Source organism: Rickettsia endosymbiont of Oedothorax gibbosus, assembly GCF_936269705.1.
Taxonomy (GTDB): domain Bacteria; phylum Pseudomonadota; class Alphaproteobacteria; order Rickettsiales; family Rickettsiaceae; genus Tisiphia.
In genome coordinates this window covers 179,693-194,307 of sequence record NZ_OW370493.1, presented here as the reverse complement: position 1 = coordinate 194,307, position 14,615 = coordinate 179,693, and the positions used below count along the sequence as shown (strand labels likewise).

The following is a 14,615-nucleotide window of genomic DNA, read 5'->3' as shown; positions in this document are numbered from 1 at the left end:
CTTAAATATAAGAAAGAATTTTAGAGAAGTAGGTAACAACATTTTCTATTGTTAACTCTTCTATTATTCCTGTTCTACGATCTTTTAATTCGACCACATCTTTCTCAGAGTTTTTGGAACCAATAATTATTTGGTACGGTGAACCTATAAGATCATGAGTGGCAAATTTTTTACCAGCTCTCTCATTTGTATCATCGTATAACACCTCTATTTTATTCGCTACAAGCTGATCATATAGATTTTGTGATAGTTCATTGCATTTACTATCAAGTATATTCAAATTTAATATTGATACCATAAAAGGAGCAATATTTGGAGACCATATAATCCCTTTATCATCATGACTTGATTCAATTATGGCGGCTAAAAGTCTTGAAATACCTATACCATAGGAACTCATTTCCACTGGCACAAGACTCCCATCACTAGCATTTACTAGAGCCTTCATTGCTTTAGAATATTTTGTACCAAGATAAAAAATATGCCCAACCTCTATAGCCTTACTATTAGCAAGATTCTCTTCTGTTAACAAACATTTATCATGAACATGTTTTTCTTCTGCTACCGCATATAAGGATTGTAATTTTTCAATATCTAAATTTTCCTGATCTATTAAAGATAGAAATTTTTTGTCATAAAAAATAGTACTCTCACCATTAGTGGCAAGAATATGGAACTCATGGCTTAAATCCCCACCAATCTGACCATTATCAGCAAGCACTGGGATTACACGGAGCCCTATATCACGAAAAGTTTGCATATATGCTAGATACATCTGATTATAAGTTTTTATCGCACTTATTTGATCTATATCAAAAGAATATGCATCTTTCATTAAGAACTCTCTACCACGCATCACCCCAAAGCGAGGTCTAATTTCATCCCTAAATTTCCATTGAATATGATATAAGTTTTTTGGCAAATCTTTATAGGACTTAATATTATTTCTAAAAATATCGGTAACCATATCTTCATTAGTAGGTCCAAATAATAAAGTATTATCGTGGCGATCTTGGAATTTTAGCATTTCCTTACCGTAATTCTCAAATCTTCTAGATTCCATCCATAAAGATGCTGGTTGAATACAAGGCATTAATATTTCAATGGCACCTACTTTATTCATATTAAGTCGAACAATATTCTCAACATTTTTCAGGGCTTTTAATCCCATAGGCAACCAGCTATAAATTCCAGCAGATTGTTGTCTTATCATACCACTTCTAAGCATCAATCTGTGAGAAACTACTTGAGCCTCTACTGGCTCTTCCTTTAGCACGGGTAAAAAATATTTTGATAGTAACATGACTGCTTTACCTCAATGATAACAGTTGTTCTCCCAGCGTAGGCGAGGATTTAGAGATTCTGCACCGGAGCTGGAATGACATCTTTTTTGTTTAAATAACTTGCCCACTGGGTTACATTAGACCTCTTGCATAACCTAAAGATAATTGAGGAATTTTTAGGAAAAACGAAGTCGAGTACCGCAGCGTACTAAGATGTACGTGAGGAACGGAGACGAGTTTTGACAACAAAATTACCAATTAGATTAGGTTATGCAAGAGGTCTATTACCTTTGATTATTTTTTGGCAATAATATTTAGAAATTCATGACGATATTTCTGCTGCTCTAAATATATACCAGTATAATGCATAGTATTCATAATACTATCATTTTGCATAACACCTCTAAGAGTCATACAACTATGTAATGCAGAAATCCTGACCGCAACACCCATAGGCTTAATATATTTCTGTAATGTTTCAGCAATTTGTACTGTCATTTTTTCTTGAATCTGTAATCTTTTTGCAAAAACATCAACTATTCTGGCAAATTTACTGATACCTATTATACAATTATCTGGTATATAAGCTATATCAACCGTACCATTTATTGGTAATAAATGGTGTTCGCAAAAAGAATTAAACTTTATGTCTTTTAATAGAATGAAGTCCTGAAAGTTACCAGTTTCATAAAATTTAGTAGATAATATTTCTTCTACATTTTTATTGTACCCACAAAACATCTCTTGGTAAGTTTTTATTACTCTATCAGGAGTTTTCGCTAACCCTTCTCTATTTGGATCCTCGCCAATAAATCGCAATAAAGTTCTAACTGCCTCTTGGGCTTCTTCTATAGTAGGTTTTTTCAAGGTCATTATTTTTATTATACTAATTATTTCAATACCATCTTTTTACCACAAATAACAACAAACATCAAGCCACCAACAATAGCAATTAGTTCTCCACCACCCATTGCCCCCATCAGTAACTTACTGCTAATAGCCATTTCTACCCCTGGTGTTTTTCGCATCACCCCATAACCACCAGCCAAAAGAAGAGTTATAATATGTAACATTTGTCCGATAGTTAAAGTAATAATTGCTGCAGAGGAATATGAATTTTTCTTTTGTTCATTATTACATGCATTGTCACATAAAAGAAAGCTAAATCCCATAAATGCCACACTTATTCCAACAATCGAACCATGATAGTGGGCAGGAACAGTAACGTTCATACTGGTAATTAACACACCAATAAACCCTCCAGACAAAAATAATATGCTAGAACAAATGATGCTTGCTTTTATAGGAGAATTTCTCATAAGAGAATTTACCACTAGTTTATGATTATGGCTAACTAGCTCATAAAATATTAGTATCAAAGACAGAACTGGGGCTATCCCACCACCATATTTCATTTGTTTAGTATAATATTCTTTGAATTCAGCATCTATAATATCATATGATAAGTGTCCCCAAATATATAGTACCCTACAATTTTGAGAAGATGAAGAAGAATGGTTGATTTAGAGTGGTGTGAAGTAGTATAAGGTAGGTATTTTTATAACAAAATGCATAATATAATACTTCAAGAATTGATTTTATATATAGACGGAAATAAATCAAGATTAAAATGTTTGGTTGGTATGGTAATTAGTTTGCTGACGGGCAGCTCAATTTATCAAAAAGGTTTAGCACTTGGTATTTTAGGTGATGCTAAAGCGACGTCAAAAACTCATAGAATTTATCGTTTTTTAAAAGATTTTAATTTTGATTATATGAAGGTTGGCTATTTGCTATTAAGCTTTTTTGCTTCAAAAAATTATGTCGTAGCAATGGATAGGACAAGTTGGAAATTTGGTAAATCCGATATTAATATTTTATTTTTAGTAATGGTAATTGGTAAAATATCGGTGCCAATATTCTGGAAGACTTTGTCGCATGGTGGCGGGTGTTCTGCAGAATTTATGAAGGAATTTTTACAGAAATTTATTAATAATTTTGGCGTTGAAAGACTCAATAACTAACCAGCTGAAGCTGGTAGGTTGAAGTTGCGACTAGAAGTCACGGATTTACTCTAAAGAGATATTCATTACATTATTAGGCTGATGTGCATCTGAATGATTGTTAATGTAGTTATTGATTATATCATCAGTGACATTACCACTGGTTGAGCTAAAGAAGCCCCTAGCCCAAAAGTGGCGTCCCCAGTAAGTTTTTCTAATTTCAGGAAATTCTTGCTGAATTTTATATGATGAACGTCCTTTAGCTGCTTTAACAAACTGACTAATGGATATATGAGGTGGAATTTCAGCCATAATATGGACATGATCGGCAGATAATATTCCATTGATGATTTTGATACCAAGATATTCTGCTACCTGAGCAATAATTTCTCTAATTCTAATCCTGAGGTTACCTGTGAGTACTTTGTATCGATACTTAGTAATCCAAACGATATGGAAGCGGTGGTAAAATACGGTGTGGCTAGACTTACTATAATCAGTCATATATATTATTCTCTATTCAGAGAATAATATATATGATAACATTAGTAAATTGAAATATTTTAGAACAAGGACTGAAGTCTTTTCCGGCTGAAGCCGGAGGTTTTAACCAAATTTTGGGACAATAAAATATTTGCTTGCTGATAGAGAATTTATGAATAAAGAATGGTTAGACTTTCTGATAAATAACCATCTAAAGTTTGTTATTCCATTAAAAATGGATCATAAAATTCGTCTTACAAAAGGTTTAAGAACTTTAACCATTGAAAGAATATTTAGTGATGTTAAAGCCTTAGAGTATAGGGCTTGTAGTGGTATATTATGGAATAGAAAGGTTAATTTTACCGCATATAGAAATGATAAGAGCGAGCTGATGGTTCTGGTGTCTTCAATTGAAATAGAGCAAGATATTTTTGCTTTATATAAATTTCGTTGGAGTGTTGAACGACTATTTTTGCACCTAAAAAGCGGTGGTTTTGATATTGAAAAAAGTCACATTGTAAAATTGGATAGATTTGAAAAATTATTAGTGATAACTGCTATTGCTTCAGCTTTAATAGTCAAAAATGGAATAATACAAAATGCCTTAAATCCCATCCGAATAAAACGGTACAAAACCATTGAAAGACAATTGTTTTCATTATTTACCTATGGCTTTGATCATATCAAAAATGCTTTTTATCAATCTACAACAGCCATAACGCAGCTAATATCCACATTATTAATACCTCCCAAACAAAAACTTTTTTCTATCCTAATACCATCTTTACAAAAATTGTAGGGTACTATGCCCCAAATAGCTGAAATACTTATCAAAAAATTTAAATATAATAATATCAGATACAATTTGTTAAATCTTAATTCTTTATTTACCCAAGTATTGAATAATACTATCATTACTAATATCATAATTTGTGTGTAAATAAATTGCAATAAATGCCCCCACTCCAGAAAAGCAATTCATAGTAAAATTCTATATCGACTGGCACAAGCCTAACCTGGATATTGCATGAAGGTGGTATTTATAAAAATAAAATGGCAATATCGCTTATAAGTGGTCATGGATATGTTAATTTTCACTTAAATTAACCTGAGTTTGACGTAAGCACCAAACAAAATGCTAACCTGAATATTGCATGAAAGAATAGAGACAAAACCCTTGTAATACTATATAATATCAGTGTTAAAAGAAGATTACATAGAGGGTTTTGCCATGACAAATTGTACAGGATTAATTTACCAATCGAAAGTAAAAAATCGTCAAATAGAAATAAATTTCACAGGAGGTAATATTAGTAGCGATGGAGGTGTATTATTGCTAAGAGAAGCAGATAAAAGACTTGGTCTAACTAATGAACTGGCTAAGATTTTTCCTGATAAGCGAGATTCTGATAAAATTACTCATACTATTTTAACAATGCTCAAACAGTGTATTTATGGTATTGCTCTTGGTTATGAAGATTTAAATGATCACGATAATTTAAGAAAATGTCCAGCTTTGCAAACAAGTATAGACACACTGGACGATATGGCTAGTAGCTCTACTTTATGCCGTTTAGAAAATAAAGCAGATCGTGGATTTGCTCTTAAAGCTCATAAGGTGATGATTGACAAGTTTGTCGAATCTCGTAAAACCGTGCCGAAACAATTAATACTTGATTTTGATGCCACTGATGATGAAATTTATGGCAATCAAGAGGGGAAGTTTTATCATGGATATTATCGTCATAATTGCTTTCTACCTTTATATGTTTTTTGTGGAAAAAAGCTGTTAGTAAGCAATCTTCGCAGCTCAAAGCTAGAACAAGCAAAGCATAGCTGGGCAATATTATCTCTATTAGTCAAGCGTTTTCGTCAATCGTGGCCTGAAGTAGAGATTATTTTTCGTGGTGATGGTGGATTTTGTCGTCATCAGATGCTGGATTGGTGTGATGAAAATAATGTAAAATATATAGTCGGAATAGCCCAAAATACTAGACTCAACAAGCTGCTTGAGCCATTGATGCAACAATCTAACGAAGCCTTCACAATTAGCAAAGAGAAGCAACGCTTTTTTAGTGAATTTAAATATAAAGCTGATAGCTGGAGTCGTCATCGTAAGATAGTTGGTAAATCAGAAGTAACTAGCCTTGGTGAGAATCCAAGATACGTCAGTTCGGGATAAGATATAGATGAAATAGTAATAGATAAAAGGATTGTCAAAAAGGAGTGCCTGCAGTATTTATATTTTTAAACAAAAAAACAAACTACAGGCATGAAAAAAGATATCACAGAATTATATAGTTTTATAGATGATTTTTGTAAAATTTATTTGGAGTATGAACAGAGAAAGTTATTACCATCAAATAAGCAAAGAAATCGCTGTTGTAGCATGAGTCTAAGTGAAATGTTAACAATAATAATTATGTTTCATACATCCTATGCTAAGAATTTTAAATTTTTCTATAAAAGTTATATAGAGTGCATGCATAAGGATGATTTTCCCAAAGCCTTGAGTTATAATAGATTTGTTGAATTAATGGCACGATTATTCATACCGCTAAATATGTTGATTCATTTGTTGTTTGGTGAGGAAACAGGTATTTATTTTATTGACTCTACAACGATTAAAGCTTGTCACAATAAAAGGCGTTATAGCAATAAAGTTTTTAAAGGATTAGCCAAACATAGTAAATCCTCTATGGGGTATTTTTATGGTTTTAAATTACATGTAATAATCAATAATAAAGGGGAGTTTATGGCATTAAAAGTGACCAAAGGCAATGTAGATGATAGGGTTCCAGTACCGGAGTTAACAAAAAGATTAACTGGAATTATAGCAGCTGATAAAGGTTATATTAAGCAAAATTTGTTCTTAAATTTATATGAAAGAGGCTTAAAAATGATTCATGGAATTAAGAAGAATATGGAAAATAAATTAATGGATTTGAAAGAAAAAATCTTACTTCGAAAGCGTAACTTAATTGAAACAGTTTTTGATTATCTAAAAAATAAAATGAACCTTGAACATACTAGACATAGATCACCAATAAATGCCTTTGTCCATATATTATCTACTCTTGTTGCTTACTCATTAAAGAAAAATAAACCTTCAACAAAATTTGATTTTAATCTACATGTTCACAATATCCTTATCCCGAATTGACGTAAGATATATAGTAACTAATTTAACCTCAGTTTGATGTAAGAGGAAGGTTGAGATTGTTTAATTTTCCAAAAGCTACAGAAATTTTATTAGGCTTAAAAACATAGGCAAGCAGTCCAGCTAATACGTTAGTTTGAAAATTCATAACAGATCTATGGCTTGTATGGTCTATATGACAAAGGTTTTTTAGTTGATCGTTAATGGTTTCAATAATATACCTTTTATTTAAAAACCGCTTTTTAATAGGATCTATTATTCTTTCTTTCATATTACTTTTAATTTTTGTTATTAGTTCTAAAGCTTGATTAGCAAGGGATTGAGTGAGTTTTTTACTGATATACCCACGATCACCAAAAAGCCAGCCTTGTAATTTATCTACTAAATTTTCTACCACTGCTCTATCATCAACATTTCCTGGAGTTAAAGAAAAACTCATAATCTCTCCGCAACTGTTAATGACAATATGTAGCTTACAACCAAAGAACCACCCAGTGGAAGTCTTACCTCTTTTTGCTATGTCTTTGAATACTTTATGTCTATTAATTCTTAAATTATGGCAAGCAGGAAGTTTAGTAGAGTCGATATAATATTGACCAGTTTGTTTTCCTGATAGGCTTTTTAGCAGTAATACCATGGGCATGAAGCTCATTGGCATTAACTGAACAAAACGACTATAGCTCACAAGTTTTGGAAATTCCTTTCTATAACTTTGACATAGGCAGCATAAATAAAAATCTTTAAAGGTACGGTAGTGACTCAAGTGAAACATTACTATAATAGTAATAATCTCTGAGAGTCCTATACTGCAAACTACTTTACGCTTACGGTTAGGATTTGGTAATATATATTTATTTTGCTCCGTATCAAAATGCTTGCAAAAATCATCAATTAAGCAGAAAATCTCCGTAAGAGGGATCATAATATATTCTCCAATTTTGTTGTTATTATTCGAGAACTTTATAATCCCTCCCTTCTTACTTTTCAAATATTCTTTCTCCTAACACACTAGTTTGAAAGAAGGTTTTATTTTTACCATAGCTCACCACCAACAGTTTGTTTATGTTATTACATAATGCTTAGCATTTTGTTTGGTGCTTACGTCAAACTCAGGTTATTCTACTAATGTATAGGCAAGGCTTGACAAAATTAGTCTGAGTTGATTAGCCCACCATTTATGGCATGAAGTGCGATCGGCAAATAGCTCTAACTGTTGCTCTTTTATACGATTTTCCATATCTCCACGTGCACAGTAATTTTTATCATATAAATCTTCTGGCTTACCTGCTAAATTAGTTACTATATATCTTGGATTCTCACCAAGGCTAGTTACTTCTGATTTACCAACTATCTTACGATGACGACTCCAGCTATCAGCTTTATATTTAAATTCACTAAAAAAGCGTTGCTTCTCTTTGCTAATTGTGAAGGCTTCGTTAGATTGTTGCATCAATGGCTCAAGCAGCTTGTTGAGTCTAGTATTTTGGGCTATTCCGACTATATATTTTACATTATTTTCATCACACCAATCCAGCATCTGATGACGACAAAATCCACCATCACCACGAAAAATAATCTCTACTTCAGGCCACGATTGACGAAAACCATAGTACCCTACAATTTTTGTAAAGATGGTATTAGGATAGAAAAAAGTTTTTGTTTGGGAGGTATTAATAATGTGGATATTAGCTGCGTTATGGCTGTTGTAGATTGATAAAAAGCATTTTTGATATGATCAAAGCCATAGGTAAATAATGAAAACAATTGTCTTTCAATGGTTTTGTACCGTTTTATTCGGATGGGATTTAAGGCATTTTGTATTATTCCATTTTTGACTATTAAAGCTGAAGCAATAGCAGTTATCACTAATAATTTTTCAAATCTATCCAATTTTACAATGTGACTTTTTTCAATATCAAAACCACCGCTTTTTAGGTGCAAAAATAGTCGTTCAACACTCCAACGAAATTTATATAAAGCAAAAATATCTTGCTCTATTTCAATTGAAGACACCAGAACCATCAGCTCGCTCTTATCATTTCTATATGCGGTAAAATTAACCTTTCTATTCCATAATATACCACTACAAGCCCTATACTCTAAGGCTTTAACATCACTAAATATTCTTTCAATGGTTAAAGTTCTTAAACCTTTTGTAAGACGAATTTTATGATCCATTTTTAATGGAATAACAAACTTTAGATGGTTATTTATCAGAAAGTCTAACCATTCTTTATTCATAAATTCTCTATCAGCAAGCAAATATTTTATTCTTTCAACGCCAAAATTATTAATAAATTTCTGTAAAAATTCCTTCATAAATTCTGCAGAACACCCGCCACCATGCGACAAAGTCTTCCAGAATATTGGCACCGATATTTTACCAATTACCATTACTAAAAATAAAATATTAATATCGGATTTACCAAATTTCCAACTTGTCCTATCCATTGCTACGACATAATTTTTTGAAGCAAAAAAGCTTAATAGCAAATAGCCAACCTTCATATAATCAAAATTAAAATCTTTTAAAAAACGATAAATTCTATGAGTTTTTGACGTCGCTTTAGCATCACCTAAAATACCAAGTGCTAAACCTTTTTGATAAATTGAGCTGCCCGTCAGCAAACTAATTACCATACCAACCAAACATTTTAATCTTGATTTATTTCCGTCTATATATAAAATCAATTCTTGAAGTATTATATTATGCATTTTGTTATAAAAATACCTACCTTATACTACTTCACACCACTCTAAATCAACCATTCTTCTTCATCTTCTCAAAATTGTAGGGTACTATAGTAAAAAACTCACTCAATCCCTTGCTAATCAAGGTTTAGAACTAATAACAAAAATTAAAAGTAATATGAAAGAAAGAATAATAGATCCTATTAAAAAGCGGTTTTTAAATAAAAGGTATATTATTGAAACCATTAACGATCAACTAAAAAACCTTTGTCATATAGACCATACAAGGCATAGATCTGTTATGAATTTTCAAACTAACGTATTAGCTGGACTGCTTGCCTATGTTTTTAAGCCTAATAAAATTTCTGTAGCTTTTGGAAAATTAAACAATCTCAACCTTCCTCTTACATCAAACTGAGGTTAATTAAAGTTAATTGTTCTAATGACATACATTTACAATTTATATGCCGTATTGAACGGATTTTTATTTTATGGGGTATATTATACATGATATAATTAATAAGGCAATCGTTATTTTTATAAAAAATTATTTTATAATCTTAAAGTGAATTAGTCGTCATTGCGAGACCATGTAGTGGTCGTGGCAATCCATTTCTAATCCCTTTTCTGGATTGCTTCGTTGACCTTACGGTCTCCTCGCAATGACGGTTTTTCAATGTTTTCTTAAACTAACGCTTATGCGTTATTGCGAGGAGCCACTTTAGTGGCATTGATGCAATCCAAAAAACGAATCATAGGCATTTACTCAACAATCAATCCTTTTAACTTATAGACTAACTCTAAAGCTTGCTTAGGAGAGAGTTGATCAGGATCGATTTTATTAATTTCTTTTTCTAACTTATTGAATTTCATTTCTTTTTTGCTTTCTACTGGCAAATTAAATAGACTTAAATTGTTTGATTCGGTATTTAATATATGCTTATTTTTGTACGTTGCACTTTTTTCTAATTTTGCTAAAATGTCATTCGCCCTAATTATAACAGATTTTGGTAGCCCCGCTAAGTAGGCTACATGAATTCCATAAGATTTATCAGCCGCCCCTTCTATAATATTATGCAAAAATAATATTTCTTTTCCTAATTCCTCAATAGCAACTGTATAATTTTTTAGGCTTGGCAAAAAATTACTCATACTGGTTAATTCATGATAATGCGTAGCAAATAAACATCGGCATTTGAGATTATCATGAATATATTCAAGTACTGACCAAGCAATTGATACACCATCATATGTCGAAGTTCCACGCCCAACCTCATCTAGTATCACTAAGGAATTTTTAGTAGATTGTGCTAAAATAGCTGATGTCTCTAGCATTTCCACCATAAAAGTCGACTGTCCTGCCTGCAAATCGTCCCCTGCCCCTATTCTACTGAATATCTTGTCTACCACTCCTATCTTGGCACTTGTCGCTGGTACAAAACTACCAATTTGTGCTAATATGGCTATTAGAGCATTCTGCCGCAAAAAAGTACTTTTACCAGCCATATTAGGTCCAGTAATTAACCAAATTCTATTAGATTCTGATAAAGTACAATTATTGTCAATAAAACTTTTTTTATCACATAACAAGCTTTGCTCAACAACTGGATGACGTCCCTTGATAATTTCAAAAGTTAAATCGTTCGTTAAAACTGGTCTAACATAATTATATTCATCGGCAATATAAGCAAAATTACAGAATACATCAAGTTGACTCAAAGAACAGCTAAGCAATCGAAGAAACATGGCATTATCAATAACTTGCTGGCATATTTTATTATATAATTCCAGTTCAAGACTAATTGCTAAACTTTTGCTATTAACCATATCGCTTTCTAATTTTTGTAATTCAATAGTAGTATATCGACTAGCATTAGAAGTTGTTTGACGATGAATAAATTTTGTGTCTACCATCTTATCACTATGTCTTAGGGTAATTTCAATAAACAACCCAAGCACATTATTATGTGATATTTTGAGAGTTTCAATGCCAGTATCAAGACGATATAGATTCTTTAGCTTCTCTATATGTGATTTGCCATTATTAATTAGGTCATATAATTCTTGTACTTTAGGGTGATAATGATGATTTATTATACCGCCTTCATTGATATTATTTGGAGCATCTTCCCTAATTGCCTGCTCTAGTAAGGAATATAATTGTTCATTGCCAGATAATGGTTTAATTAAGTTTTCTATATAGTCTGGCAAATTTAGCCCGTAATGAGCAATAAATTCGCCCTTTATTTCCAGTGCAGCATTTAATGTATATTTAATATTTAACAAATCTCGTCCTGAACCACGATTCATCATAATTCTAGATAAGCAACGTTCTAAATCTCCAGTTTTCTTGAGTAATTTTTTAATATTTCCTACTATTGCAATATTTGCATAAAAAAACTCAGTTATATTTTGTCGAGAATTTATTTGATCAATATCTATTAGTGGTGTAGATAAAAAGTGATATAATAGACGGCTACCAGCCTTAGTCACGGTATGATCAATAGTAGCAAGAACACTGCCTTTGGTTTTTCCTAATAAATTACTGGTAATTTCCAAATTCCGCCGAGTTGCCGAATCAATAATCATAAAATTATGATAATTAACCAACCGAGGTAAAGGTAGAGAAGGTATATTTTGCTTTTGGGTCAAAGATAAATATTCTAAAACACTACCAATACTACTTATTTGACATTCAGATACTTCACCTATAGCTTTTAGATCATTAATTTTATAAAAATCTAAGATAATTTTATGACATTTCTTACTAGCAAAAAAACTATCAACTTGATATGAGATACGAAAATGCAATTGGTTATTAATATTACTAGCTAATTGATGTCCCCTCAAATTTTCACTAAGTAAAATCTCTTTTGGCTTAAGACGCGATAGTTCGTTGATAATCTCATTTTGCGGAATCTCAATAACTGAAATTTCCACAGTAGAAATATCTACGTAACAAATTGACGCTTTGTTTTTTAACAAAACTAAACTTGCCAAATAATTAGGCTCGCAAACATCAATTAAAGATTCTTCAGTAATAGTACCTGGGGTGATGATACGCGTTACATCCCTATGTACTACAGCCTTATAACCATCACGTTTTTTTGCCTCTTCGGGTGTCTCTAATTGATCGCAAATAGCAACTTTGTAATTCTCTTCAATTAATTTATTCAAATAGGTCTCAAGAGCATGATGAGGGACACCACACATAGCAATCTCACAATCACCATTAGAACCTCTTTTAGTCAAAGCAATACCTAAAACTTGACTGGCAAGAATTGCATCCTCAAAAAACATTTCATAAAAATCACCCATCCTAAACAATAGAAGACAATCAAGATTAGCAAATTTGATGTCTAAATATTGTTGCATCATCTTGGTTGATTGAACATAATTATATTTTTGGTGAAATTCTTCTAAAGTCATAACTACACATAATTATAAGAAATAAACAATAAAGACGATAAGATGTCTTGCAAATAGAACGAGAATAGCTGCTTTCGTAGGAATAACACAAAATAGGGTGCTTTATTGACATTAAAGCACATCTCCTAAGAGTCTTCCTGTGATAACTATAATCAATTCAGGAGAAGTTGGGGACGTGTCACTCATCGCTCCTAGCTCCAAATTCTCCTGAATTGACTATAGTTATCACAGGAAGATTCCTAACTAATAGAAACAAAGAAACTATCGAAAACATTAATGGGTTAGCTATAACTTCTCTATTTCTTCAATGGTTGTATACCTGCAGCAAAACTGCATAACTTTATCTAATGTTTTTGCTAGTATGAATTTTTTATACATTTGGATTCCATACTATGCAAATACCATCAATTACTATTGAGCAAGTAGCTCAGCAATTTAAAGCCTGGCGTCAAACTAAAACTAATAAGTTTGATCCTATACCAAACCATCTAAAGGAATTAGTTTACCAATTACTCCATCATTATTCTTACCAAGAGATAGCTAAACATCTTAATATTAATAAAGCAACAATCAGTTCAATTAAAAAAGCCCATGAGCCTACCCTCAAAACTTCTCCTGTCTCAACTTCAAATCAAGCTCTACAACAAAATATTAATTTTCTCCCATTTCAACTATTATGAGTTCATAGACTTCTGTTGATTCAAAATATAATGTTGTAACATCAAAAAATACTAAACTTACTTGCTTGTTAGGGATTAGAGCCAAGGTATTTTTAAAGCATAATTCTTTAATTTTAGGATCTGCTCCTGCAACTTATCCATCATGCGATATATGGCGTCTAAATCATGGTTTTTGTCAAATTGTTCGCTTAAATATTGCGCTAGACCACGCTTGCTATCAGGCTTTACCATACGGGCTAATACCAAATTGCGAAGTATCTCAGAATCACGTTTACGTTGCATTATAGTCAATTGATGGGAAGTTGGTGACGTCGTCGCTCGCCTATTACTTATAGGCGTCACTCCATCGTTCCTAGCACCAAATTCCCCTGAATTAACTATAGTTGGTTGAAATCCATTTGATCGTAAACATACCCGCCTACCTCATGCACCCCTTCTACAAGCCTAGCAGTCTCAACTATTTCGTCTAATTTAACTTGGTTAACAGGGATAATATCCGATAGTTGCTTTTTGACTGGGCGACCTTTTTTGCTAGCTAAGCCATCATCAGCAAAGAAGCTGCCCTGACCGGAAGCTACTGCCCGTTCAGCTTTAATCTTTACAATTAAATCCTCTGCTAATGCAACTAATTTGGCTTCTTCTGCATCATCGAAGAATACCCCTAAATGCCGGACAATACGCTGTTTGACATTACCTTTGCTATCTCGGTATCCTTCAACCACTTGTATTGATTGCCTTGGACTGTTGGGTGTTTTTTTACGACGTATGTACATTTGGGTAATTGTAGAGTTAAGATGTAATAATATATTTATAGCATAACAAAAACCAAAGTCAACAACAAATTATTTACTAGGCACAACAAGCCGCCTGAAAAAATCATTTCCCA

Annotated in this window: 14 protein-coding genes and 2 pseudogenes; 6 read left to right on the top strand and 10 right to left on the bottom strand. The window is 32.3% G+C overall.

Annotated features, from left to right (window positions below):
- Nucleotide 1 precedes the first annotated feature (1 nt).
- The 3 genes from proS to NBW66_RS01020 form a co-directional block, all read right to left on the bottom strand.
- Nucleotides 2-1,303 carry a proline--tRNA ligase gene (proS, locus tag NBW66_RS01030; RefSeq protein ID WP_250311482.1) on the bottom strand — a complete coding sequence of 434 codons (1,302 nt, stop codon included), beginning with the start codon at nucleotides 1,301-1,303 and terminating at the stop codon, nucleotides 2-4.
- A gap of 274 nt (nucleotides 1,304-1,577) precedes the next feature.
- A complete protein-coding gene (folE, locus tag NBW66_RS01025; RefSeq protein ID WP_192866950.1) occupies nucleotides 1,578-2,156 on the bottom strand; it encodes a GTP cyclohydrolase I FolE in 579 nt (192 codons plus the stop codon).
- A 17-nt stretch (nucleotides 2,157-2,173) separates the two neighbouring features.
- Nucleotides 2,174-2,698 (bottom strand): heme-copper oxidase family protein, encoded by a 525-nt coding sequence (locus NBW66_RS01020; protein ID WP_250311481.1) that lies wholly within the window; start codon nucleotides 2,696-2,698, stop codon nucleotides 2,174-2,176.
- Nucleotides 2,699-2,851: 153 nt separating this feature from the next.
- Between NBW66_RS01020 and NBW66_RS01015 the strand changes: the two genes are divergently transcribed.
- A complete protein-coding gene (locus NBW66_RS01015) occupies nucleotides 2,852-3,307 on the top strand; it encodes a hypothetical protein (protein WP_250311016.1) in 456 nt (151 codons plus the stop codon).
- Between the two features lie 45 nt (nucleotides 3,308-3,352).
- On the opposite strand, the gene tnpA is transcribed toward NBW66_RS01015, so the two are convergent.
- Nucleotides 3,353-3,790, bottom strand: a complete 438-nt coding sequence (tnpA, locus tag NBW66_RS01010; protein WP_250310592.1) for an IS200/IS605 family transposase — start codon at nucleotides 3,788-3,790, stop codon at nucleotides 3,353-3,355.
- 130 nt (nucleotides 3,791-3,920) lie between these two features.
- Between tnpA and NBW66_RS01005 the strand changes: the two genes are divergently transcribed.
- The 3 genes from NBW66_RS01005 (at nucleotide 3,921) to NBW66_RS00995 (ending at nucleotide 6,932) form a co-directional block, all read left to right on the top strand.
- Nucleotides 3,921-4,568: a transposase gene (locus NBW66_RS01005; protein WP_284346684.1), complete on the top strand. Its 648-nt coding sequence runs from the start codon at nucleotides 3,921-3,923 to the stop codon at nucleotides 4,566-4,568.
- A 399-nt stretch (nucleotides 4,569-4,967) separates the two neighbouring features.
- Complete coding sequence (locus NBW66_RS01000; protein WP_250311480.1) at nucleotides 4,968-5,951, top strand: IS1380 family transposase; 984 nt, start codon at nucleotides 4,968-4,970, stop codon at nucleotides 5,949-5,951.
- Between the two features lie 90 nt (nucleotides 5,952-6,041).
- Entirely contained in the window at nucleotides 6,042-6,932 is an 891-nt protein-coding gene (locus NBW66_RS00995) for an IS982 family transposase (protein WP_250310582.1), read from the top strand.
- 28 nt (nucleotides 6,933-6,960) lie between these two features.
- Here the strand turns inward: NBW66_RS00995 and NBW66_RS00990 are convergent, their stop codons facing one another.
- The 3 genes from NBW66_RS00990 to NBW66_RS00980 form a co-directional block, all read right to left on the bottom strand.
- Nucleotides 6,961-7,851, bottom strand: coding sequence for an IS982 family transposase (locus NBW66_RS00990; protein ID WP_250311479.1), 891 nt, complete (start codon nucleotides 7,849-7,851; stop codon nucleotides 6,961-6,963).
- 192 nt (nucleotides 7,852-8,043) lie between these two features.
- Entirely contained in the window at nucleotides 8,044-8,550 is a 507-nt protein-coding gene (locus NBW66_RS00985; protein ID WP_284346779.1) for a transposase, read from the bottom strand.
- On the bottom strand, nucleotides 8,544-9,644 hold the full coding sequence (locus NBW66_RS00980; RefSeq protein WP_250310546.1) for a transposase: 1,101 nt from the start codon (nucleotides 9,642-9,644) through the stop codon (nucleotides 8,544-8,546). The genes NBW66_RS00985 and NBW66_RS00980 overlap by 7 nt, the downstream gene beginning before the upstream one ends.
- A 79-nt stretch (nucleotides 9,645-9,723) precedes the next feature.
- Here NBW66_RS00980 and NBW66_RS00975 point away from each other — a divergent pair.
- A pseudogene (locus NBW66_RS00975) lies at nucleotides 9,724-10,038 on the top strand (transposase); the annotation flags it as partial.
- 344 nt (nucleotides 10,039-10,382) lie between these two features.
- On the opposite strand, the gene mutS reads toward NBW66_RS00975, so the two are convergent.
- Nucleotides 10,383-13,049, bottom strand: a complete 2,667-nt coding sequence (mutS, locus tag NBW66_RS00970; protein WP_250311478.1) for a DNA mismatch repair protein MutS — start codon at nucleotides 13,047-13,049, stop codon at nucleotides 10,383-10,385.
- A 392-nt stretch (nucleotides 13,050-13,441) separates the two neighbouring features.
- On the opposite strand from mutS, the gene NBW66_RS00965 reads away from it, so the two are divergent.
- Nucleotides 13,442-13,729, top strand: a complete 288-nt coding sequence (locus NBW66_RS00965; RefSeq protein WP_250311477.1) for a hypothetical protein — start codon at nucleotides 13,442-13,444, stop codon at nucleotides 13,727-13,729.
- Between the two features lie 75 nt (nucleotides 13,730-13,804).
- On the opposite strand, the gene NBW66_RS00960 is transcribed toward NBW66_RS00965, so the two are convergent.
- The gene (locus tag NBW66_RS00960; RefSeq protein WP_250311476.1) at nucleotides 13,805-13,960 is read right to left on the bottom strand and encodes a hypothetical protein; all 156 of its coding nucleotides are present in this window, start codon (nucleotides 13,958-13,960) and stop codon (nucleotides 13,805-13,807) included.
- A 149-nt stretch (nucleotides 13,961-14,109) separates the two neighbouring features.
- A pseudogene (locus tag NBW66_RS00955) lies at nucleotides 14,110-14,502 on the bottom strand (IS1634 family transposase); the annotation flags it as partial.
- Nucleotides 14,503-14,615 lie beyond the last annotated feature (113 nt).